This window comes from Amycolatopsis sp. CA-128772 (assembly GCF_002904295.1).
GTDB lineage: Bacteria > Actinomycetota > Actinomycetes > Mycobacteriales > Pseudonocardiaceae > Amycolatopsis.
Genome location: NZ_PPHG01000025.1, coordinates 82,636 through 101,294, shown reverse-complemented (window position 1 = coordinate 101,294; position 18,659 = coordinate 82,636). Strand labels below are relative to the sequence as shown.

18 protein-coding genes and 5 pseudogenes are annotated in these 18,659 nt (G+C 73.6%); 15 read left to right on the top strand and 8 right to left on the bottom strand.

Annotation, left to right across the window (positions count from 1 at the left end):
• Positions 1 to 42 precede the first annotated feature (42 nt).
• Positions 43 to 1,035, bottom strand: coding sequence for an SEFIR domain-containing protein (locus C2L59_RS10725; RefSeq protein WP_103349374.1), 993 nt, complete (start codon positions 1,033 to 1,035; stop codon positions 43 to 45).
• A 207-nt stretch (positions 1,036 to 1,242) separates the two neighbouring features.
• Here C2L59_RS10725 and C2L59_RS10720 point away from each other — a divergent pair.
• The 3 genes and pseudogenes from C2L59_RS10720 to C2L59_RS10710 all read left to right on the top strand — a co-directional run.
• Positions 1,243 to 1,485, top strand: a pseudogene (locus C2L59_RS10720) (hypothetical protein); the annotation flags it as partial.
• 186 nt (positions 1,486 to 1,671) lie between these two features.
• On the top strand, positions 1,672 to 4,377 hold the full coding sequence (locus C2L59_RS50040) for a BTAD domain-containing putative transcriptional regulator (protein WP_103349548.1): 2,706 nt from the start codon (positions 1,672 to 1,674) through the stop codon (positions 4,375 to 4,377).
• Between the two features lie 43 nt (positions 4,378 to 4,420).
• Positions 4,421 to 5,476 (top strand): FUSC family protein, encoded by a 1,056-nt coding sequence (locus C2L59_RS10710; protein ID WP_103349373.1) that lies wholly within the window; start codon positions 4,421 to 4,423, stop codon positions 5,474 to 5,476.
• 10 nt (positions 5,477 to 5,486) lie between these two features.
• Here C2L59_RS10710 and C2L59_RS10705 read toward each other — a convergent pair whose 3' ends face one another.
• The gene (locus tag C2L59_RS10705; RefSeq protein ID WP_103349372.1) at positions 5,487 to 5,972 is read right to left on the bottom strand and encodes a hypothetical protein; all 486 of its coding nucleotides are present in this window, start codon (positions 5,970 to 5,972) and stop codon (positions 5,487 to 5,489) included.
• 256 nt (positions 5,973 to 6,228) lie between these two features.
• On the opposite strand from C2L59_RS10705, the gene C2L59_RS10700 reads away from it, so the two are divergent.
• On the top strand, positions 6,229 to 6,609 hold the full coding sequence (locus C2L59_RS10700; protein ID WP_103349371.1) for an STAS domain-containing protein: 381 nt from the start codon (positions 6,229 to 6,231) through the stop codon (positions 6,607 to 6,609).
• Between the two features lie 77 nt (positions 6,610 to 6,686).
• A complete protein-coding gene (locus tag C2L59_RS10695) occupies positions 6,687 to 7,739 on the top strand; it encodes an ANTAR domain-containing protein (protein ID WP_233223403.1) in 1,053 nt (350 codons plus the stop codon).
• Positions 7,740 to 7,907: 168 nt separating this feature from the next.
• Here C2L59_RS10695 and C2L59_RS10690 read toward each other — a convergent pair whose 3' ends face one another.
• The 3 genes from C2L59_RS10690 to C2L59_RS10680 are packed head-to-tail and all read right to left on the bottom strand — an operon-like array spanning position 7,908 to position 10,479.
• Positions 7,908 to 9,035: a toll/interleukin-1 receptor domain-containing protein gene (locus C2L59_RS10690; RefSeq protein WP_146060306.1), complete on the bottom strand. Its 1,128-nt coding sequence runs from the start codon at positions 9,033 to 9,035 to the stop codon at positions 7,908 to 7,910.
• A 47-nt stretch (positions 9,036 to 9,082) separates the two neighbouring features.
• The gene (locus C2L59_RS10685) at positions 9,083 to 9,433 is read right to left on the bottom strand and encodes a UBP-type zinc finger domain-containing protein (RefSeq protein ID WP_103349369.1); all 351 of its coding nucleotides are present in this window, start codon (positions 9,431 to 9,433) and stop codon (positions 9,083 to 9,085) included.
• A 50-nt stretch (positions 9,434 to 9,483) separates the two neighbouring features.
• Complete coding sequence (locus C2L59_RS10680; protein WP_103349368.1) at positions 9,484 to 10,479, bottom strand: LysR family transcriptional regulator; 996 nt, start codon at positions 10,477 to 10,479, stop codon at positions 9,484 to 9,486.
• Between the two features lie 140 nt (positions 10,480 to 10,619).
• Between C2L59_RS10680 and C2L59_RS10675 the strand changes: the two genes are divergently transcribed.
• The gene (locus C2L59_RS10675; protein WP_103349367.1) at positions 10,620 to 11,423 is read left to right on the top strand and encodes an alpha/beta hydrolase; all 804 of its coding nucleotides are present in this window, start codon (positions 10,620 to 10,622) and stop codon (positions 11,421 to 11,423) included.
• Between the two features lies 1 nt (position 11,424).
• On the top strand, positions 11,425 to 12,219 hold the full coding sequence (locus tag C2L59_RS10670; protein ID WP_103349366.1) for an SDR family NAD(P)-dependent oxidoreductase: 795 nt from the start codon (positions 11,425 to 11,427) through the stop codon (positions 12,217 to 12,219).
• Between the two features lie 251 nt (positions 12,220 to 12,470).
• On the opposite strand, the gene C2L59_RS10665 is transcribed toward C2L59_RS10670, so the two are convergent.
• Both C2L59_RS10665 and C2L59_RS10660 read right to left on the bottom strand, forming a co-directional pair.
• A complete protein-coding gene (locus C2L59_RS10665) occupies positions 12,471 to 13,655 on the bottom strand; it encodes an ANTAR domain-containing protein (RefSeq protein WP_146060305.1) in 1,185 nt (394 codons plus the stop codon).
• Between the two features lie 146 nt (positions 13,656 to 13,801).
• On the bottom strand, positions 13,802 to 14,290 hold the full coding sequence (locus tag C2L59_RS10660; RefSeq protein ID WP_103349364.1) for a carbonic anhydrase: 489 nt from the start codon (positions 14,288 to 14,290) through the stop codon (positions 13,802 to 13,804).
• A 200-nt stretch (positions 14,291 to 14,490) separates the two neighbouring features.
• Between C2L59_RS10660 and C2L59_RS50290 the strand changes: the two are divergent.
• The 7 genes and pseudogenes from C2L59_RS50290 to C2L59_RS10640 all read left to right on the top strand — a co-directional run.
• A pseudogene (locus tag C2L59_RS50290) lies at positions 14,491 to 14,835 on the top strand (GNAT family N-acetyltransferase); the annotation flags it as partial.
• 144 nt (positions 14,836 to 14,979) lie between these two features.
• A pseudogene (locus tag C2L59_RS50285) lies at positions 14,980 to 15,680 on the top strand (amino acid ABC transporter permease).
• Positions 15,681 to 15,691: 11 nt separating this feature from the next.
• A pseudogene (locus C2L59_RS10650) lies at positions 15,692 to 16,355 on the top strand (amino acid ABC transporter ATP-binding protein).
• On the top strand, positions 16,342 to 16,647 hold the full coding sequence (locus C2L59_RS48780) for a hypothetical protein (RefSeq protein ID WP_233223401.1): 306 nt from the start codon (positions 16,342 to 16,344) through the stop codon (positions 16,645 to 16,647). The pseudogene C2L59_RS10650 and the gene C2L59_RS48780 overlap by 14 nt, the downstream one beginning before the upstream one ends.
• A pseudogene (locus C2L59_RS48775) lies at positions 16,644 to 16,697 on the top strand (hypothetical protein); the annotation flags it as partial. The gene C2L59_RS48780 and the pseudogene C2L59_RS48775, both read left to right, overlap by 4 nt.
• A gap of 103 nt (positions 16,698 to 16,800) precedes the next feature.
• The gene (locus C2L59_RS48770) at positions 16,801 to 17,136 is read left to right on the top strand and encodes a transporter substrate-binding domain-containing protein (protein WP_233223400.1); all 336 of its coding nucleotides are present in this window, start codon (positions 16,801 to 16,803) and stop codon (positions 17,134 to 17,136) included.
• 86 nt (positions 17,137 to 17,222) lie between these two features.
• Entirely contained in the window at positions 17,223 to 17,384 is a 162-nt protein-coding gene (locus C2L59_RS10640) for a hypothetical protein (protein ID WP_103349363.1), read from the top strand.
• On the opposite strand, the gene C2L59_RS10635 is transcribed toward C2L59_RS10640, so the two are convergent.
• On the bottom strand, positions 17,353 to 18,054 hold the full coding sequence (locus C2L59_RS10635) for an SDR family NAD(P)-dependent oxidoreductase (protein ID WP_103349362.1): 702 nt from the start codon (positions 18,052 to 18,054) through the stop codon (positions 17,353 to 17,355). The genes C2L59_RS10640 and C2L59_RS10635 overlap by 32 nt on opposite strands.
• A 65-nt stretch (positions 18,055 to 18,119) precedes the next feature.
• On the opposite strand from C2L59_RS10635, the gene C2L59_RS10630 reads away from it, so the two are divergent.
• Positions 18,120 to 18,569, top strand: a complete 450-nt coding sequence (locus tag C2L59_RS10630; protein ID WP_199199006.1) for a MarR family winged helix-turn-helix transcriptional regulator — start codon at positions 18,120 to 18,122, stop codon at positions 18,567 to 18,569.
• The last annotated feature ends 90 nt before the right edge of the window (positions 18,570 to 18,659 follow it).

The following is an 18,659-nucleotide window of genomic DNA, read 5'->3' as shown; positions in this document are numbered from 1 at the left end:
CAAGGGGGCCCGGCGCGCATTCGCGCCGGGCCCCCTTGCCCGCTATTCGACCAGGGTGGGGTCGCCCCAGCCCAGCGACGGCAGCCGGTTCGACCGGCCGACCGCCATCGCCGCCCCGGCGGCCAGCGGGTGCAGCGTCATCCCGGGCCGCCAGGCGACGAGCTTCATCCGCAGCACGTTGATGACGTCGCACTGGATCCAGGCCGGCCTGCCGAGGCGGGCCTCGAACTGGCCTTGGGGCACGTTGTCGAGGAATACCTGGAAGTAGCCCACCTGGTCGGCCTCGTCGGCGTCGTCGAGCACCCCGGCGACCGACTCGAACCGCCGGTACCGGCGGCTCAGGTTGAACTCGACGACGCCGCGGGGGTCGTTGGCGAACAGCTGCGGCCGGTAGACGATGCTGCTGCCCCGGTGCATCCCGTCGATCTCGGCGCCGGTGAACCGGATGTCCGACGTGCTGGCGACCGGGCTGAGCACCGTGGTGAGCAGCTGTGCCCCCGAGGCCGGCCGTCCGGCCGTCCGGGCGCCGACCCAGTCGCCGATTCTCGGTGGCGCGAAGCGGGGGACGCCGGTGAACGCGGCCAGCAGGCTCGCGGTTCCTTCGAGGGTGAATTCCGTGATCTCGTACCGGGTGGTGGAATGGGCGTTGAGGAACGAGGGGATCTCGGCGACGCTCCGCCCGGGAAGGACCACGGGAAGAATTCGCCGGGTTTCCCGCGGCAGGTCCCTGGTCAGGTTGTCCCTGATCATCGCCGCCTCGAACTGCGAGCCCCGGCCGACGTCGGGAACCTCGTCGCCCTCGGCACGGCGTTTGTAGGCGGGCGAGGCGATGGCCAGCACGAAGTCGGCCTTGGTGAGGTGCTGGGCGGCCCACAGCGACCAGTCCAGCCGGTGGCCGTCGACCCATTGGTCGAAAAACACCTCGACACCCAGCTGTGCCTGCAGGAAAGTGGCAAACTGCCGGACGAGATCCTGGTGGGCGGCCGAGTCGTGCGCATAACTGATGAAGACCCGCGGGTGTTCTCCGGTGTTCATCCAGCTGTTTCCTCGTTCTGCCGGCGGAATCAGTCCGATTGAACAGCAAGAATTGCGGCCCGGCGGCCCGCGTGGCGGATTGTCCAGCTTCTGTCCAGTCCCGCTCACGGCCGCCCGCCGGGACACGGCACGCCACCGGCGCCGGGTGCGCGGCCGCCGTGTTCCAGCGGGCCCTGCGCACGTTCGTGGCGCTCGAGGCAGTGATGTTCCGGGCTGGTCAACCGGGCTTCGGAGCTGGCGCCCTGGTCGCTGGCGGTGGCGGTGGCGGTCGGGGTGGCGGCGGTGCTCGCCGGGCCCGCGGTGTGGCTGGTCGTGCGGCTGCACCGGCGTGGCGAAGAAGCGGGCGCGTTGCTGGTGACGGCATTCTAGGGGCTGCTGTTCGCGTCGCAGATCGTGATGCTGGTGCCCAACGGCGGCGGCACGGAGTTCGGCTGGGGCCTGGGCTGGTCGCGCGGGCCCCGAGCGGTCCCGGTGGAGGGCGCGACCCCCAACGACGCGCCCGCCACCGGGTCGCCCCGGCATTCCCCCTCTTTCGCCGTGGCCCTGCGGTTCCGGACGCCGTCCTCGTTTCGTCCTCGCGTCGGTTCACCTGCGGGTTCCGGAAGGGGCGACCGTCTGGGAGCGAGGGGGAACGCGATGAGGTTCCGGATTCTCGGGACGCTGGAAGTGCGCGCCCACGGGGACCGGGTCGCGCTGGCCAGCCCGCGCCAGCAGCGCGCGCTCGCCGCCCTGCTGCTCAACGCCAACTCCGTCGTGCCGGTCGAGCGGATGGTCGACGCGCTCTGGGAGGACGAGCCGCCCGTGACGGCCGTGAAGCAGGTGCGGAACTCCGTTTCGGCGCTGCGCAGCCGGCTCGGCGAGGCCGGCGCGTCGATCGTCACCGACGGCCCCGGTCACCGGCTGCAGACCGACGCCGACGACCTCGACGCCCTCCGGTTCCGCCGGCACGTCGCGGCCGCCCGCGGGCTTGCCGGGCAGGCGAAACTCGTCGACGCCGTCGAGGAAATCCGCGCCGGGCTCGCCTTGTGGCGGGGGCCGGCGCTCGACGGCCTGCGCGCCACCACCCTGGCCGGCCGGGCCGCCGGGCTCGACGAGCAGCGCGCCGAAGCCGTGGGACTCTGCGCCGGATGGCAGCTGCGGCTCGGCGAAACGGGGGACGTCGTCCGCCGGCTGACCGAGTTCTGCGGTGAGCACCCGATCCGCGAACTGGCCCACCTCCTCCTGATGCGCGCGCTCGCCGAAGAAGGGCGCTGCGCCGAGGCGTCGACGCTCTTCCACGGCCTGCGCCGCCGGCTGGCCGACGAGCTCGGCGTCGACCCGAACCCCGACCTGCGCCGGCTCCACGACCGGATCCTCACCGAAGCCGCGCCCAGCGAGCCGGCCGCCGAACCAGAGCAAGAGCCGGCGCCGCAAACCCCGCCGGAGCACCACTTCGACCGCGCGGTCACCGAGCTGGCCGAAGCCGTCACGTGGCAGTGGCGCGCCGAAGCCGAGCTGCGTTCGCTGCACCGGCCGCAGCCGATCGCGCTGCGCTGGTCGGCCGCCGCGGGCCCGGGCCGGGGCGAGCTCGACGACATCGCCGGTGCCTTCGCCGCGTTGCCGGTGCCGCAGCTCGTCGTGCTCGGCGAGCCCGGTTCCGGCAAGTCGGTGCTGGCCCTCGTGCTGACGCTGGAGCTGCTGCGCGTCCGCGCGCCGGGCGCGCCCGTCCCGGTCCTGCTGTCACCGGCCTCCTGGGATCCGCGGCGCGAGCACCTCGACCGGTGGCTGGCGGGCCGGCTCGCCGCCAACCACCCCGCGCTGCTCACCACCCGGGAGTACGGCCGGGACGCCCCCACCCGGCTCGTCCTCGGCGGCCACGTCCTCCCGGTGCTGGACGGGCTCGACGAGATGCCGACCGGCCTGCGTGCCGCCGCGCTCGACGCGCTGGACCAGACCATGGCCGTGGGCCGCTCGCTGGTGCTGACCAGCCGGTCGGCCGAGTACGAGCAGGTCCGGCGCGCATCCGGGCCGGTGCTCAGCGGCGCCACCGTGGTGCGGCTCGAGCCCGTCGACCGCCGGGAAGCGCTCACCTACCTCTCCGCGCGGCAGGGGGCCGACCGGGACCACTGGCTCCCGGTGGCCGAGCGGCTGCGCCGGGAGCCGGACGCGCCACTGGGCCGGGTGCTGCGGACGCCGCTGATGGTCGACCTCGCGCGGATCGCCTACGGCCGCCCCGGCGCCGATCCCGCGGAGCTGCTCGACGCCGGAGACGCCGGAGCCCTCGAAGGACGGCTGCTCGATTCGTTCGTCCCCAACACCTACGCGCAGGTGCCGCAGCCGCCGGGCCGCAACCCGGAGACCAGCCCGTCCGGGCGGTACACCGCGGAGCAGGCGGCGCACTGGCTCGGCTTCCTGGCCCGGCACCTCGAGCAGGCACGCAGCCGCGACCTGGCCTGGTGGCAGCTGTACCGGGCGGTGCCCGTCCGCACCCGGTCGGGGCTGATCGGCGTGCTGATCGCGCTGTTCTTCGTCGCCACCGGCTGGGTGGACGAGGGTCCGGGACTGGCCGCGATCTACGGCCTGTCCTTCGGCGGCGCCGCCTACCTGACCCACCGCTTCGGGCGCGCGCCGGAGCCGCTGCGCACGGAACTCCGGTTCGCCGGCGCGGCCGGGAAGTTCGCCGGCCGGTTCGCGATCGGCGCCGTCGTGGATGTCCTGCTCGGCCTGGGCTGGTCCCTGGCCACCGGCCTGGTCGTGGTCCTGGCCCTGGTGTTCGGCATGGTGTTCGCGGTGCACGTGTGGCTGGCGGAACCGGTCGACGCCAGCCGCGTGGCCGGCCCGGCGACGATCCTGCGCAACGAACGGACCGGCGCGATCGCGTTGTCCGTTTTCTTCCTGGTGTCGCTGGGGTTGTTCGACGGGATGGCGTTCGCGTTCACCGCGCAGACGCGGTTCCTGCCGGTGCTGGGCGGCCGCTACGACCTCGCGCTGGCCCTCGCGGGCGGGCTGGCGGGCGCGCTGTTCGGGTTCTTCATGGCCCGCGGGGTCGCCGCGGTCTGCTACGGCCTCGCCGGCGCGATCGCCGGCGGCCAGGTGTTCCCGCCGGCGACGAACCCGGTGCTGCCGTTCGTGGTCGGCGTGTGCTTCGGCGGCGGCATCGGGCCGGCGGTCCTGGTGACGCGCGCGTGGGGCAACTACTTCGTCCACCACGTCTGGCTCGCCGCGACCGGCCGCCTTCCCTGGCGCCTCATGCACTTCCTCGACGACGCCCACCGCCGCGGCGTGCTCCGGCAGGCCGGCGGCGTCTACCAGTTCCGCCACGCCCGCGTGCAGGAGCGGCTGGCCGCGTCCGGTCCCGGCTGACCCCCCGGGGCTTGGCGGGCGCTGTTCCGGGTAACCCCGCGGCATGATCGTGACGCTGCGCGCGGCGGCCCGGGCGGCCGCCGGCCGGTTCCGGCGGGCACGGTGGGCGGTGGCCCAGACCGCGGTCGCGGTGAGCGTCTCGTGGTTCGTCGCCCACGACCTGCTCGGGCACCCGCAGCCGTTTTTCGCGCCGATCGCGGCGGCGGTCTCGTTGTCGGCCAGCGACGTGCTGCGCGGCCAGCGCGCGGTGCAGCTGATGAGCGGGGTGGCGCTGGGCATCGCGCTCGGCTCGCTGGTCGAGGCGGTGGCCGGGACCGGTGCCCTGGCGTTCGCCCTGGCGGCGCTGTGCGCGGTGTACGGCGCACTGGCGTTCGGCGGCGGCCCGTTCGGCCAGGGGCTGATGTTCGTCAACCAGACGGCGGCGTCGGCGATCCTCATCCTGGCCCTGCACCAGCCCGGATCCGGCACGGAACGGCTGGTCGACGCGCTGATCGGCGGCGGTGTCGTGGTGGTGATCGGGGTCCTGCTGCTGCCCGCGGACCCGCACCGCCTGCTGGCCGGAGCCGAGCGGGACCTGTTCGCCGAGCTTCGTGACGCGCTGTCCGGTCTCCGGCTCGAGGGCGAGGTCGAAGCGGACGCGGATCGCGAGCTGGCGGTGGGCCAGCGCATCCACGCCCGCCTGGCGGCCCTGGATCAGGCCCGCGGAACGGCCCGCCAGGTGGTCCGCGTCGCGCCCCGCCGGTGGCGCGCACGGGCGAGCGTCGACGAGGCCATCGCCCGTGGCAGGCACCTGACGCTGCAGGCCAACGCGGTCCTGAGCTTGGTCCGCGTCGCCCGCGCGGCGGTCGAGGCGGGGGAACGGCTGCCGGGCGCGCTGGGTGACGCGGTCGCCGAACTCGCCGGGGCGTGCGGGGTGCTGGCCGGCGGCGGGAGCAGGGGTGACGCGGCGGCGGCCGCGCGGCGGGCGGAGGGGTTGCTCGACCCGGCTCGGCACGCGGGTCCGGGGTATCGCGGGCCGGCGGTGTACGCGGCTCGGGCGTGCGCTCGTGATCTGCTGGCGGCGCTCGGCCCGGTGGGAGCGGTCCCCGGCGGTGGGTGACCGGCGGTCGTCAGTCGGCGAAGCAGCTCAGCAGCGGGAACTCCGCGGCCGACGGCGCGGACAGCTCGACCAGCCAGACCAGCAGGTGGCTGAGCACGCCGACCAGGTCCGCCGGGGTGCCGCGGGTGGCCAGGGCCACGTGGATGTCGCGGCTCGGCTCGTCGTCGTTGAGGGCCGCGAGGACCGCGCGCAGCGCCGCTCTCGGTCCGCGCGGCAGGCGTTCCACCGAGGCCGGGTCGCCCCGCTCGTCCTCCACCATGACGGTGAACAGCGCGTCCACGTGGGTGCGCTGATGGGCGCGGACCGCGCTGGTGCACCGGGTCACCAGCTCGCCGGCGACCGCCGCCGGGATGCGGCCCGGGTTCGCGCGGGCCAGGACGCCCAGGGCGTCCGCCACGTCGTCGCAGGCGCCCGCCAGCGCGGCGCCCACCAGTTCGTCGGTGAACTGCCGGACGGTGGTGCCCGGCGGGAGCGACGGATCTCGGTTGTCGGTCATCCGGGTCGCATACCCGGGGCGCGCGCGGACAACCGGGAAGACCTGCGTGGTTTCGCTCGGCCGGCCGTTTCCGCGGCCGATTTCCGTCCGCCGGAGCGCCGCGGTCGGTCAATCACACCCGAGGGACCGCAAATGCCGTCGCGCGGGCATTTCGTCCCACGAAAGCGGGAATCGGCAGCGTGCGGTTGCTTCGCCTGAGCTGCGCGGTCTACCTTGGCCCTCCTACCGCACTGAACCATGATCAGGGGTGAGTTCGATGCGACAGTGGCGGGTGACCTGCGGTGGTTCGACCGGAATCGGCATCAGCGTGCGCCGGGTCGCGGATTCGGTGGCCGTGGTCGCCGTGCGCGGGGAAATCGACAGTTCGAACAGTGATCCGCTGTTCGACGCCCTGCTCGCGGCGCTACCGGAAACCACGCGGGTGATCGCCGACTTGAGCGACGTGACGTTCTGCGGCAGTTCCGGGCTGCGGACCCTGCTCCTCGTCAGCGAGGAGTGCGCGGACCGCGGAACCGGATTCCTGCTGGTGCCTTCGCCGGTGGTCCGGCGGGCCGTCGAAGTGTGCCGGCTCGGTCAGGTGCTGCGCCTGGCCGCCGCCGACGACACGGTGACCAAGTTGCTCACCGGGCTCTCCTGACGCGGTTCGCCGGCCGGAGCATGGAACCGCGCTCGTCCGGGTACGCGGAGGGGGACTACGGCTGAGAGGTGCCCAGGGTGGACGAACTCGACGTCGAGCCGGTAGCGCTGCGGGAGACACTCGTGCTGCGGCCCGAAGGCAGTCTGGACGCGGCCGCCACGGCCGGAGTCGTGCAGTCCCTGCACACCGCCGTCGCCGGGTCGGCCGGCGTCGTCGTGCTCGACGCGCGGGAGGTCGACCTGCTGTCCGCGCGAGCCGCCCGGACGCTGGCCGCCTTCGTGCTGGAAAGCGCCGAGCGCGTCCGGCTCGTGGCCCGGCCCGCGAGCGCGGTGGCGCGGGTGCTGGACCTCGCCGGGCTCGAGTGGTTCGCCGACCTCGAAGCGGCGGTGGCCGGCCGCCGCCCCGCCGGCGGGTTCGAAACGTCCCTCGCCGGGTTCGAAGAGCTGACCGGCACGCTGCTGGGGGACACCACGGTGGCGGACGCGCTGCGGCACATCGTCGACGCCGCGGTGCGGGTCGTGGCCGGTGCGGACCTGGTCAGCATCACGCTCCAGGCCGCCGACGGCGCGTTCTTCACCCCGGTCGAAACGACACCGGTGGCGAGCGACCTGGACCAGGTCCAGTACCGCAGCGGTGAGGGCCCGTGCCTGTCCGCCGCGCTGCCGGACGGGCCCGGTTACGTGGTCAGCGAGGACCTCGGCACCGAAGACCGCTGGCCGTCCTTCACCGCCGCCGCGGCCGGCCAGGGCCTGCGCTCGATCATTTCGACGGCTTTGCAGCCCGGGGACGGCGGCGGCGTGGTGGCCGGGGCCCTGAACCTCTACTCGCGCGAAGTGCGCGGCCTGGACCTCGCGGACCGGCACACCGCCCTGCTGCTGGCCACCCACGCCTCACTGGCCATGGCCCACGCGCGGACGGCCGAGCTGGCCGCCCTCGAGCGCCTGCACCTGCGGCGCGCGGTGACCTCCCGCGACGTCATCGGCCAGGCCAAGGGCATCCTGATGCAACGCCAGGGCATCACCGCCGAGGAGGCGTTCGACCTGCTGAGAAGGACGTCGCAGCGCCTCAACGTCAAACTCGTGGACCTCGCGGAGACCCTGGCGGCCCGGCACCCCGACATCGAGGGGTGAGCCCGGGCCAGCCGGACGGCCGGCTGCCGGCGGATGAGCCCGGCGCGGCGGCGGCGCGGCCGGCTCCGTCGTGGTCCCGCTCATCCGGGCGCCCGGTCGACGGCCTGTCTTCGGTCATCGTGTCCACCCGTCCGTCCGGCCGGCCCGGGCCGGCGTCGGTCCGGCAGGTCAGGGCCGCGCCGGCGGGAGGGAACGAGGCGGCAGGCGGGGGACCGAGCCGAGGGCGGGCCGTACGTACCGCGGTTGCCCGGTCAGCACGCGCACCAGGTCTTCGAGGCCGGCGTCGGTGAGCTCGTCGACGTGGTACCGGTCGGCGCAGTAGGGCTGGAGGAACAGCGGGATCTCGTCGATCGAGTGGCCCGGCAGCACCACCGGCAGCAGCTTCGCGGTGTAGGTGTGCCGGTTCCGGTGCAGCAGGTCGCGGATGGTCGCCGACTCGGCCTGTACGCCCCGGTTGTCGTTCGTCCGCAGGAAACCGTCGCCGGCGCGCCGGTAGGCCGGTGACGCGACGACCAGCACGAAGTCGGCGTTCGCGATGAGGTTCGTCGCCCACGCCTGCCAGTCCTGGCGCGCGACCCCGGCCCACTGGTCCATGTCGGCGTCGATCCCGTTGCGCACCAGGAGTTCCGCCAGGGTCCGGACGGTCTCCTCGTGCCCGTCGTCGTCGTGCGCGTACGAGATGAACACCTTCGGCCCGGACCTCGCCACCGCTGGCGCCGGTTCCCGGCACACCAGGCGGATCGTCCGCAGGCCGCCGGCCGGCCGCAGCACGACCTCGCCGCCGCGCCACCGCGCCAGTCCCGCGCGGTCGAGGCGCGCCACGACGTCGGCCAGCTCGGCCACGGTCAGTCCGGCGCGGACGTCCGGCGGCAGGGCGCGGTGGAGCGTGGCCAGGTCCTGCGGGGCCGTGCCCGCCGTGCCGAGCACGCCGTGCACCACGAGCTCGCTCGCGGTGAGTTCCGCTCGCTCCACGGCGAACAGCAGGCTCGCCACCGCGCTCAGGGTGCCGGCCGGCAGCGCGCCGGCCCCGAGGTGCCGCAGAACCGTCGTGGTGATCGCCCCGAACACGGCGGCGCGGGCGACCGCCGGGACCAGGTCCACGTGCCCGGTCCCGCTGCGGATTTCGTACGCCGTCGCGGTTCCGGCGTGAAAATCGAGCAGGCACTGCAGGGTCGCCAGCAGCTCGGGTTCGTCCACCCCGAGCGCGTCGGCGAGCCCGGCGACGAGCGCGGGGTCGAGGGTGACCCGGTCGCCGGCCGCCGAAGCGAGGTGAGCCAGCCAGTCGTCGAGCGTCACGCCGGTCATTCAACCGCATCGGCGCGGCCGCCGGGGTCAGGGACGGTTCAGCGGTGCAGGTGCCGGTCCCAGTCCTCCGGGACCCGGGCGGCCGGGCCCGGCGCGGTCTGGTCGAGCGGGTGGTGAGCCGGCTCGGCGAGGGCCGGTCCGGACGCGAACATCGCCTGCTCGTCGTAGTCCCAGAACCACTCTTCGCCGGGCTCGAAGCTGCGGACCACCCGGTGGCCGGTGGCCGCGGCGTGGGCGCTGGCGTGCTGGCCGGGGGAGGAGTCGCAGCAGCCGATGTGCCCGCACGCGGCGCAGCGCCGGAGGTGGAACCACCAGCCCTGCGGGTCGGCGGCGTCACAGTCCGCGCACCCCGTGCCACTGGGCGGCACCGAGGGGTCGATCCCTTCCATCTGAACTCCTCTGCTCGTTCTTCGCGCGGACCCACGCCGCCAGCGCCAGGCTACGGGCCGCCGTCGTCGGGGGCAGGAGCGTGCTCCGGTGCGACCGCGAAGTCCTCGGGCGGTGCCCACAGCGGCGCCGTCCCGGCGCGTTCGGGGTGCAGCCAGTGGTGCCGGGCTGCGGTGGCCTTCGCCACCTCGAGGAACGCCTCGACGGCCTCCGGCTGCTCGCCCTCGCGCCAGGCCACCGACCACGGGTAGACCGGTTGCAGTTCCTGCGGCCGGTGGGCGGGGAGGCCCAGCGCCGAACAGCGGCGGGCGTAGCTGTCGAACTCCAGCAGGTACGCGCGCCCGGCCGCGCGGGTGATCGCCGCGTGGCAGGTTTCGAACGTGCCCGGGTTGCCCAGCCAGTTCAGGGCCAGGCCGGTGTGCCGTTCCAGCGAGCTCAGGTACCGCCCGTGCACGTTGTACAGCGGCGTGCCGGGGGCGTCCGCGAAGACCTCCAGCGGACGCTCGTGCACCGACACCGACGTCCGGTGCGGGTCGCCGGGCCGGCCGACCAGCCAGAACGGCTCCAGGCGCAGCAGCTCGTGCCGCCACCCCGCCGGGTGCGCCGCCTGCATCGCGCCCGTGACGCGGATGATCGCCACGTCCAGATGGTCCTCGAGCAGCGCGGTGAGCTGGCGGCCGCTGTCCAGCTGGCTCTGCACGAGCCGGACGCCGGGGTGGGCCGCGTGGAAGGCGTCGGCGATCACCCGGCTCGTGTCCAGCTCGAAGATGTGCGCCATCCGCAGGTGGTGCGGCGCGGGCTCGCGCAGCATCCGGTCCGCGGTGGCCAGCAGCTGCCGGGCGAGGTGCAGGAACCGGTCGCCGCGCGGGGTGAGGGCGACGTGACGGCTGTCGCGGACCAGCAGCGGCCCGCCGACGTCGGCTTCGAGCTTGCGGATCTGCTTGGACAGCGTCGGCTGGCTGATGAACAGCTTGGCGGCGGCGCGTCCGAAGTGCAGCTCGTCGGCCACGGTGACGAAGTACCGCACCAGCCGCAGGTCGAGGTCCATGCATGCCTTCCGCGCGCAGGGGTGGAGCCGGACACCGACGATGCCACCACGGCTATCGATGCGCGCGCAACAGGTCTTGGACGCGGCGGCCGGGCCTGGTGTTGGCTTCCGGGGAACGCTCCCGCGAACTGGAGGATCCGATGGCCGACCCGGGCACCCCCGTGGTGTTTGTCCATGGTCTGTGGCTGCACGCCACCTCGTGGCACCCCTGGATCGAACACTTCCGGGCGGCCGGGTACGACCCGGTCGCACCCGGCTGGCCGCACGAGCCCGAGACCGTCGAGCTGGCCCGGGCGAACCCGGAGGCCGTCGCGGACACCGGCATCGACGACGCGACGGACCACTTCGCGTCGATCATCGCCGGCCTCCCGCGGCCGCCGGTGATCATCGGCCACTCCTTCGGCGGCCTGATCACCGAGAAGCTGCTCGGGCAGGGGATCGGCCTGGCCGGCGTCGCCATCGACCCCGCCCAGATCAAGGGCGTCCTGCCGCTGCCGCTGGCCCAGCTGCGCGCCGGCCTGCCCGCGCTGGGCAACCCGGCGAACCTGCACCGGTCGGTGTCGCTGACCGAGAAGGAGTTCCGGTTCGGCTTCGGCAACGCGCTGACCGACGAGGAGTCGGCGGAGCTGCACCGGCGCTGGACGATCCCGTCCCCGGCCCGCCCGCTGTTCCAGGCCGCGGCGGCCAACTTCGTGCTGCACTCCCAGGCCCGGGTCGACACCCGCCGCGCGGACCGCGGCCCGCTGCTGCTGATCTCCGGGACCGCGGACCACACCGTCCCGGACGTGGTCACCCGCTCGACGTTCAAGCAGTACCGCGACTCGGCCGCGGTGACCGAGCTGAAGCAGTTCGAGGGCCGCGGCCACTCGCTGACCATCGACAGCGGCTGGCGGGACGTCGCCGGCGCCGTCCTCGGCTGGCTGCACGAGCAGGGGATCCGCTGACGTGGACCTCGGACTGGACGGCGCGGTCGCCGTGGTCACCGGAGCCGGCCGGGGCATCGGCCTGGCCATCACCGAAGCCCTGATCGCCGAGGGCGCGCACGTCGTGGCCGGCGCGCGCACCCCCGGACCGGCCCTGGAGGCCCTGGTCCGGGCGGGCAGAGCGGACGCGCTGGCGGTGGACCTCGGCACCCCGGACGGCCCGGGCCGGCTCGCCGAGCTGGCCCTCGCCGAGCGCGGGCGGATCGACATCCTGGTCAGCAACGTCGGCGCGGTGACGCCCCGGCCGAACGGCTTCCTGCTGGTCACCGACGACGAGTGGAACCGGTCGGTGACGCTGAACCTGCTGAGCGCGGTCCGCGCCACCCGGGCCGTGCTGCCGACGATGGTGACCGCGGGCCGCGGCACCATCGTCACGATCGCCTCGGTCAACGCGCACCTGCCGGACCCCGGCGTCATCGACTACAGCGCGGCGAAGGCGGCGCTGGTCAGCTTCACGAAGTCGGTGTCGAAGGAGTTCGGCCCCCGCGGCATCCGCGCCAACGCGATCAGCCCGGGCCCGGTGGCGACGGACCTCTGGCTCGGCACCGGCGGCGTGGCGGAAACCCTGGCCGCGGCCACGGGCGCGGACCCGGGAGCGGTCGCCGAGGAGGCCGCAACCCACGCGGTGACCGGCCGCTTCACCCGGCCGGCGGAGGTGGCGAACCTGGTGGCCTTCCTGGCGAGCGACCGGGTGGCGGGCAACATCACCGGCGCCACGTTCGCCATCGACGGCGGTTACAGCACCGAGACGCACTGAGGAGGGTCTACAAAGGACCGCGGTTTTCGGTGGCGGGAGTAACCTGCTGCGCTTGAGGTCCGGCCGGGCGAGCCGGGCGGGTTGCGGTGGGCCGTGGGGTTCGAGCGCTGCGGCCCCGCGAGCCGGGCGGGTTGCGGGGTCAGCCGCCGCTGGGTGGTTCGGCGGGCGGCGATGCGTTCATGAGCGGGCGGTTCCCGGGCCCGGCGGGGTCGTGGCTGCAGGCGCTTTGCATTCCGGCGGCGCCCGTCCGGTCAGCCGGGTGGTGCGGCGGTCGCCCGGGCGTGCAGGTGCTGCAGGGCCGTGAGCACCTGGTGGTGGCGGTACCACTGCAGCCAGGCACCGGCTTCGCGGCACAGCCTGTCCAGCCGCTCCGGAACCGGGTCCGCGAAAGCGTTCCGGGACAACACGGTCAGTACACCCACGCACTCCGCGGCGGCCGACGTCAGCGGGACGCTTCGCGCGGTCGTGAACCCGGCGCCGAGCAGCGCGCGGCGGGTGGCGGGCTGGGAGAACAGCGGGTCCAGGGCGATGTCCGTGCTCGTCACGGCGACGCCCTTCGCCAGCGCGGCCGTGCACGTCGACTGCTCGCCGTCGATCCGGGCGAACGCGCCGGCGAACTGCTTGTCCAGCCCGTGGTGGGCGGCCAGCCGCAGGCCGGCTTCGTCCGGCAGCTGCGCGTACCCCGCCGTCGCCCCGGTGCTCGCCAGGGCGCGCCGGACCAGCCGCTCCAGGACCGCGGCGGGTGTCCTCCCCGGGCGGTCGGCGGCGAAGCTCAACGGTGGCGCCGGGTGCTGCAGCGCGCCGATGAGCCAGGCGCGGCCGCGCGGGCGGGGCAGTGTCACCAGGGTTTTCGCGAGCACCACCAGCTTGACGTTGTGGATCTGCGAAGCCGACCGCAGCAGCCGGAACGCCTCGTCCAGGTCGGTCAGCCGGTAGCGCTCCTCCAACACGCCGAGCGCGCGGGCGACGGCCGGCCGGGTGGCGAGCTTCGAGCGCAGCGCGGCGACCTCGAGCCGCAGCTGTTCGAGCTCCGGCAGGCCGCTGGGCACCGGCGGACCCGGCCGCGCGGCACCACCGGCCGCGGTGAGCGTCACGTAGGTCTCGATGACGTCCGTCGCCTGCGCGGCCCGCAGTACCCGCAGAGCGAGCCCGGTGCCGGTGACCACGCGCAGGCGGCGGCCGGCCCGCGCGAGGGTGTCGGCCACGAGGTACAGCTGGCGGACGCCGGCCGCGGCGAGCAGCCGGACCCGGCTCAGGTCGACCACCGGGTCGGCGACCCCGGCGGTCAGCTCCAGCAGCCGGTCCCCGAATCCGGGGTGGGCGCTCATGTCGAGCTCACCGGTCACGACGACGACCAGGTGCTCACCGGTGCGGACGAGCTCCGCCGCCCACAGCGGCTGCCGCACGAGATCCAGGCGTGCCTCCTCACGGCGCATCCTGGGAAAATACCCGTGGGGCGGAACGGCAAACGACCGGTACTCGAACGGCGCAGGCGGTGCACGCCGGCTGCGAAAGCGACCACCGCCGGGCGAGGCCGGTGCGCTGAGGTCAGCGCCCGACCGCCTCGGCGAAGGCGCGGACGTCAAAGCACTTCGGTGAGTTTCCCGGTGGCGACGTCGAAGACGAAGCCCCGCACCGAATCCGTCTTCGGCACGAACGGGCTGTTGCGGATCCGCGCGACGGACTGCCGGACGTCTTCGTCGAGATCGGCGAACGCTTCGGCGGCCCAGGCCGGCTTGATGCCGGTCTCCTCCTGGATCGAGCGCTTGAAGTCGTCGTCGGTGAAGGTGAGCATGCCGCAGTCGGTGTGGTGGATGAGGATGATCTCCTCGGTGCCGAGCAGCCGCTGGCTGATGGCCAGCGAGCGGATCTCGTCCTCGGTGACGACGCCGCCGGCGTTGCGGATCACGTGGGCTTCGCCCTCCTGCAGGCCGAGCACGCGGTAGACGTCGATGCGGGCGTCCATGCAGGCGAGCACGGCGACGTGCTTGGACGGCGGGAGCGGCAGCGGCCCGGTGAACTGCGCGGCGTAGTCCGCGTTGTGGGTGAGGAGCTCGTCGGTGACCGACATGGTGATCCCTTCGGCGGTGGCGGGTGCGCCGAGTGGACGCCCCGGGCCGCCCCGGGCGCAACGGTGCCCAAGAACTGGGACGGCGGGCGCGTCCAGGATCCGGAACCCGGCGAGCGCTCGTTGACCGGCACGCCGCGGGTTCATAGGGTCGGGAACCGTCAGCGTTTTCCCGTCCCCCTTTTTCCGGAGCAGGTACTCCCATGCCCGAATCCGTCTGGGTCGCCCCGTCTGATCCGCGGGTCCGGCCATTGCCCGCCGACCTCGCGCGCGAATATTCGCCGCGTTATCACCGCGTTCTCAACGACGTCCGCTTCGAACTCCGTGAATACCCCGTGGAACGGTTCGCGCCGCCGGAAGGTGGCCTGCTGCTGCTCGTGCAGGACGGCCACGCCGTCGCCGGCGGGGCGTTCCAGCGCTTCGACGGCGAAACCGCCGAACTCAAGCGGATCCGGACCCACCGCGCCCACCGCGGCCGCGGGCTCGCCCGCCGCGTCGTCGACGAACTCGAGGCCGAAGCGGCTCGCCGCGGGTACGCCCGGATCCACCTGACGACCGGACCGAACCAGCCCGAGGCCCGCGCCCTCTACCTGGCCACGGGGTACACGCCGCACATCGACGTCGACGCCGTTCCGGTGACCCGGCTGTGGTTCTCCAAGGCGCTGCCCGCCGGGGTGGCCGTCCTCGTCGCGATGGCCGGCCACGCGCTCGTCACCAACACCGCGTTCGACTGGCCGACGTTCACCCGGTTCGTCATCCGGAAACCGATCCTGGAAGCCGTCGCGCTGACGCTGGAATTGACGGTGTTCGGGGTCGTCGCCGGATTCCTGCTGGGGACCGTGCTGGCGTTGATGCGCATTTCCCGGAATCCCCTGCTGCGCGCGGTGAGCTGGACCTGCACGTGGATCTTCCGGTCGGTGCCGCTCATTCTCCAGCTGCTGCTCTGGTACAACCTGGCGATCCTGTACTGCACCAGGGCGCCTACGCCGCGGAAATCGTGCGCGCCGGGTTCCTGTCGGTCGACGCCGGGCAGCGCGAAGCCGCCGCGGCGCTGGGCATCCCGGCCGGGCGGCAGTTCCGCCGGATCGTGCTGCCGCAGGCGATGCGCACCATCGTCCCCACCGCGGCCAACGAAATCGTCGGCCTGCCGAAGGCGACCTCCCGGGTCTACGTGATGGCCCTGCCCGAGCTCTTCCACCAGGTCCAGGTGATCTACACGCGCAGCGGCCGGGTGATCCCGCTGCTGCTGGTCGCGACCGCCTGGTACCTCGCGCTGACGACCGTCCTGTCGGTCGCGCAGTACTACGTCGAGCGCCACTTCGGGCGCGGCACGCAGCGCTCGCTGCCGCCGAAGCCGCTGCAGCGCCTGCGCGCGGCTCGGCGGCGGGCGTGACCGCGGAATTCATGGTGGACGTCCGGGGCGTCCACAAGAGCTTCGGCGCGCTGACCGTGCTCGACGGCGTCGACCTCCGGGTGCGCCGGGGCGAGGTGACCGTCCTGTTGGGACCGTCCGGGTCCGGAGCTCAAGGAACGGGAGATCCTCAAGCAGCGCACGCGGATCGGGTTCGTCTTCCAGAACTTCACCCTGTTCGGGCACCGGACCGTGCTGGAGAACGTCGTCGAGGCGCCGGTTTCCGCGCAACGGCGGCCGCGGACCGAGGCCGAAGCGCGGGCCCGCGAGCTGCTGGACCGCGTCGGCCTGGCGGACAAGGCGGCCGAATACCCGCGGCGGCTCTCCGGTGGCCAGCAGCAGCGCGTCGCCATCGCCCGGGCGCTGGCCCTCGAACCGGACGTCCTGCTCTTCGACGAACCCACCTCCGCGCTCGACCCCGAACTGGTCGGCGAGGTCCGGGACGTCCTGCGCGAACTGGCGGCGGCGGGCACCACCATGGTCGTCGTCACGCACGAACTCGGGTTCGCCCGCGAAGCCGCCGGCACCGTCGTCTTCCTCGACGAAGGCCGCGTGGTCGAGCAGGGCCCGCCCGCCGAAGTCCTCGACCACCCCCGTCATCCGCGCACCCGCGCCTTCGTCGAAAAAGTGCTCCAGGAGAACCATGAGACTGCGTAAGCTGTTGCTCGCTTCGGCCTTCGCGCTCGCCGCGTGCGGCAGCCCGGAGGCCGCCACCACGGCGGACCGGCCCGGCGGGGTGAACATCACCGCGAACCAGAACCGCGTCCGCGCGCAGAAGGCCGACGCGATCGCCGCGCTCGTGCCGGCGGGCATCCGGGCCCGCGGCACCCTGGTGGTCGGGACCACCGGCAACGGCACGCCGCCGCTGTCGTTCCGCGCCGACGACGACAAAACGGTCATCGGCGTCGAACCGGTCTCGCCCAGCTCGTCGCCGACGTCCTCGGGCTGAAGCTCGACCTGCGGGCGTCGTCGTGGGAAAACCTGGTCCTCTCGGTGGAAAACCGGCAGTTCGACGCCGGGTTGTCGAACATCACCGTGACCGAGGAGCGCAAGGACAGTACGACTTCGCCACCTACCGAACAAGGCGGCCGGGCTGGCGCCGGTGAAGTTCCAGTACTACCAGACCACCTCGGACTACTACCTCGCGCTGCAGTCCGGCCGCATCGACACCTACGCCGGCCCGAACCCGACCTCGGCCTACCACGTGGCCGTGGACGGCAAGACGAAGATCGTCGGCACGGTCTCCGGCGGCGGCACGATCCCGGCGGACATCGCGGCGATGACGAAGAAGGGCGACGGGCTGGTCAAGGCCCTGCAGCAGGCCCTCGACACCGTCATCAAGAACGGTCAGTACGGGGAGGTCCTCAAGCGCTGGAACCTCACGTCCGAGGGGCTGCTCGCGTCGGAAGTCAACCCGCAGGGGCTGCCGCGGAGGTGACGTCCGGCGATCTCACCGGAGCGGGCGGGAGTAGCCGCCCCGCGCGCGGGGTATCTCCGTGCTGACCGTCCGGAAGGGAAACCGCCATGGGAATCCTCGTTGCCCTGCTCGTAATCTGGGCCGCGCTCGTCGTGCTCGGCATCGTCGTCAAGAGCCTGTTCTGGCTGATCATCGTGGGCGCGGTGCTGTTCGTCGCCACCGGGGTGATCGGGTTCGTCAAGCGTGAGGCGCTCGGCCGCCGGCACTGAGCGCGCCGGCACCGGCTTCGACGACGTCGAGGGCCGCTTCCGCGGGGGAGCGGTCGTCGGCGTCGTCGCCGCGCTCGGGGTGGGTGGCGACCGAGCCCGGATCGACCCCGGTGACCACGATGCCGCTTTCGCGCAGTTCGGCGGCGAGGGCTGCGGTGAGCGCGTCGAGGGCGTACTTCGCCAGCGAGTGGCCGGGCGCCCGGATGCCGCCGGTCCCGGCGGTGAGCTGGCCGGCGGCGCCGCTGGAGACGTTGACGATCCGCGCGCCGGGTGCGGCCCGCAGCAGCGGCAGGCACGCCTGCACGAGCGCCAGGGCGCCGAGGACGTCGACCTCGTAGGCGGCGCGGGCCTCGGCCAGGTCGGCGTCGAGCAGGGACAGCGCGGTGAAGTCCGGCATGGTGGAGGCGTTGTTCACCAGGACGTCAAGCCGGCCGAAGCGGGTACGCAGGAATCCGGCGCAGGCGTCGATGTCCGTCTGCCGGGTGACGTCGAGCTGTACGGCGTCGGCGGAAAGTCCTTCGGCGGCGAGCTGCCCGGCGAGCGCACGGGTCCGGCCGAGGTCCCGGCCGCCGAGGACGACGTGGTGGCCGCGGGTGGCGAACTCGCGGGCGACGGCGAACCCCAGCCCTTGCGCCCGGCCGGCGCCGGTGATGAGGGCGATTTCGTTCATGAGGAATACTGTAGGGGATTCCTACGATTGTGCCACCCCGCGGTTCTTGCCCTAGGATGACCGGCATGACCACGTCGCCGTCCGGCCGCCCCCGCGCGCTGCTGCGCTGGCCGACGTACCTGATGGGGAACCTGCACCGCAGCGGCGTCAGCCGCATCGACGCGGCGCTGGCGGGTTCCGGGGTGTCCCTGCGCGAGTTCTACGTGCTGGTGTGCGTCGGCGAATACGGCCCGTTGTCCCAGCAGAACGTCGCCGACCGCCTCGGCCTGGACCGCAGCGACCTGGTGAAGGTCCTCGACCGGCTGGAGGCGGCCGGCTGGGTGCTGCGCGAGCGCGACACCGAGGACCGCCGCCGGCACGTGCTGACCTTGACCGAGGCGGGGCGCGCAACAGTCGGGAAGGTGGAGGAGATTTCGAGCACGGTCACCGGCGAGCTGCTGGGGCGGCTGAGCGCGGGGGAGCAGGAGACGTTGCACGCGCTGCTGGTGAAGGCGTCCGGCGAGCCGCCGGCCTGACGGCGGCCTTCGAACGCCGTCTCGCGGGAGACCGGTGCCGCGGGGTCCGGGCCCGGTCAGCAGGTCGTCAGTGCACCGTCAGCGTCCGCG

Bases quoted from the DNA above. Each gene is read 5' to 3' on its own strand.
- C2L59_RS10635 (WP_103349362.1), bottom strand. From the start codon at position 18,054: ATGAACGAAATCGCCCTCATCACCGGCGCCGGCCGGGCGCAAGGGCTG.
- C2L59_RS10680 (WP_103349368.1), bottom strand. From the start codon at position 10,479: ATGGACCTCGACCTGCGGCTGGTGCGGTACTTCGTCACCGTGGCCGAC.
- C2L59_RS10725 (WP_103349374.1), bottom strand. From the start codon at position 1,035: ATGAACACCGGAGAACACCCGCGGGTCTTCATCAGTTATGCGCACGAC.
- C2L59_RS48780 (WP_233223401.1), top strand. From the start codon at position 16,342: ATGAGACTGCGTAAGCTGTTGCTCGCTTCGGCCTTCGCGCTCGCCGCG.
- C2L59_RS10700 (WP_103349371.1), top strand. From the start codon at position 6,229: ATGCGACAGTGGCGGGTGACCTGCGGTGGTTCGACCGGAATCGGCATC.
- C2L59_RS10675 (WP_103349367.1), top strand. From the start codon at position 10,620: ATGGCCGACCCGGGCACCCCCGTGGTGTTTGTCCATGGTCTGTGGCTG.
- C2L59_RS10660 (WP_103349364.1), bottom strand. From the start codon at position 14,290: ATGTCGGTCACCGACGAGCTCCTCACCCACAACGCGGACTACGCCGCG.
- C2L59_RS10630 (WP_199199006.1), top strand. From the start codon at position 18,120: ATGACCACGTCGCCGTCCGGCCGCCCCCGCGCGCTGCTGCGCTGGCCG.
- C2L59_RS10640 (WP_103349363.1), top strand. From the start codon at position 17,223: ATGGGAATCCTCGTTGCCCTGCTCGTAATCTGGGCCGCGCTCGTCGTG.
- C2L59_RS50040 (WP_103349548.1), top strand. From the start codon at position 1,672: ATGAGGTTCCGGATTCTCGGGACGCTGGAAGTGCGCGCCCACGGGGAC.
- C2L59_RS10665 (WP_146060305.1), bottom strand. From the start codon at position 13,655: ATGCGCCGTGAGGAGGCACGCCTGGATCTCGTGCGGCAGCCGCTGTGG.
- C2L59_RS10705 (WP_103349372.1), bottom strand. From the start codon at position 5,972: ATGACCGACAACCGAGATCCGTCGCTCCCGCCGGGCACCACCGTCCGG.
- C2L59_RS10710 (WP_103349373.1), top strand. From the start codon at position 4,421: ATGATCGTGACGCTGCGCGCGGCGGCCCGGGCGGCCGCCGGCCGGTTC.
- C2L59_RS10685 (WP_103349369.1), bottom strand. From the start codon at position 9,433: ATGGAAGGGATCGACCCCTCGGTGCCGCCCAGTGGCACGGGGTGCGCG.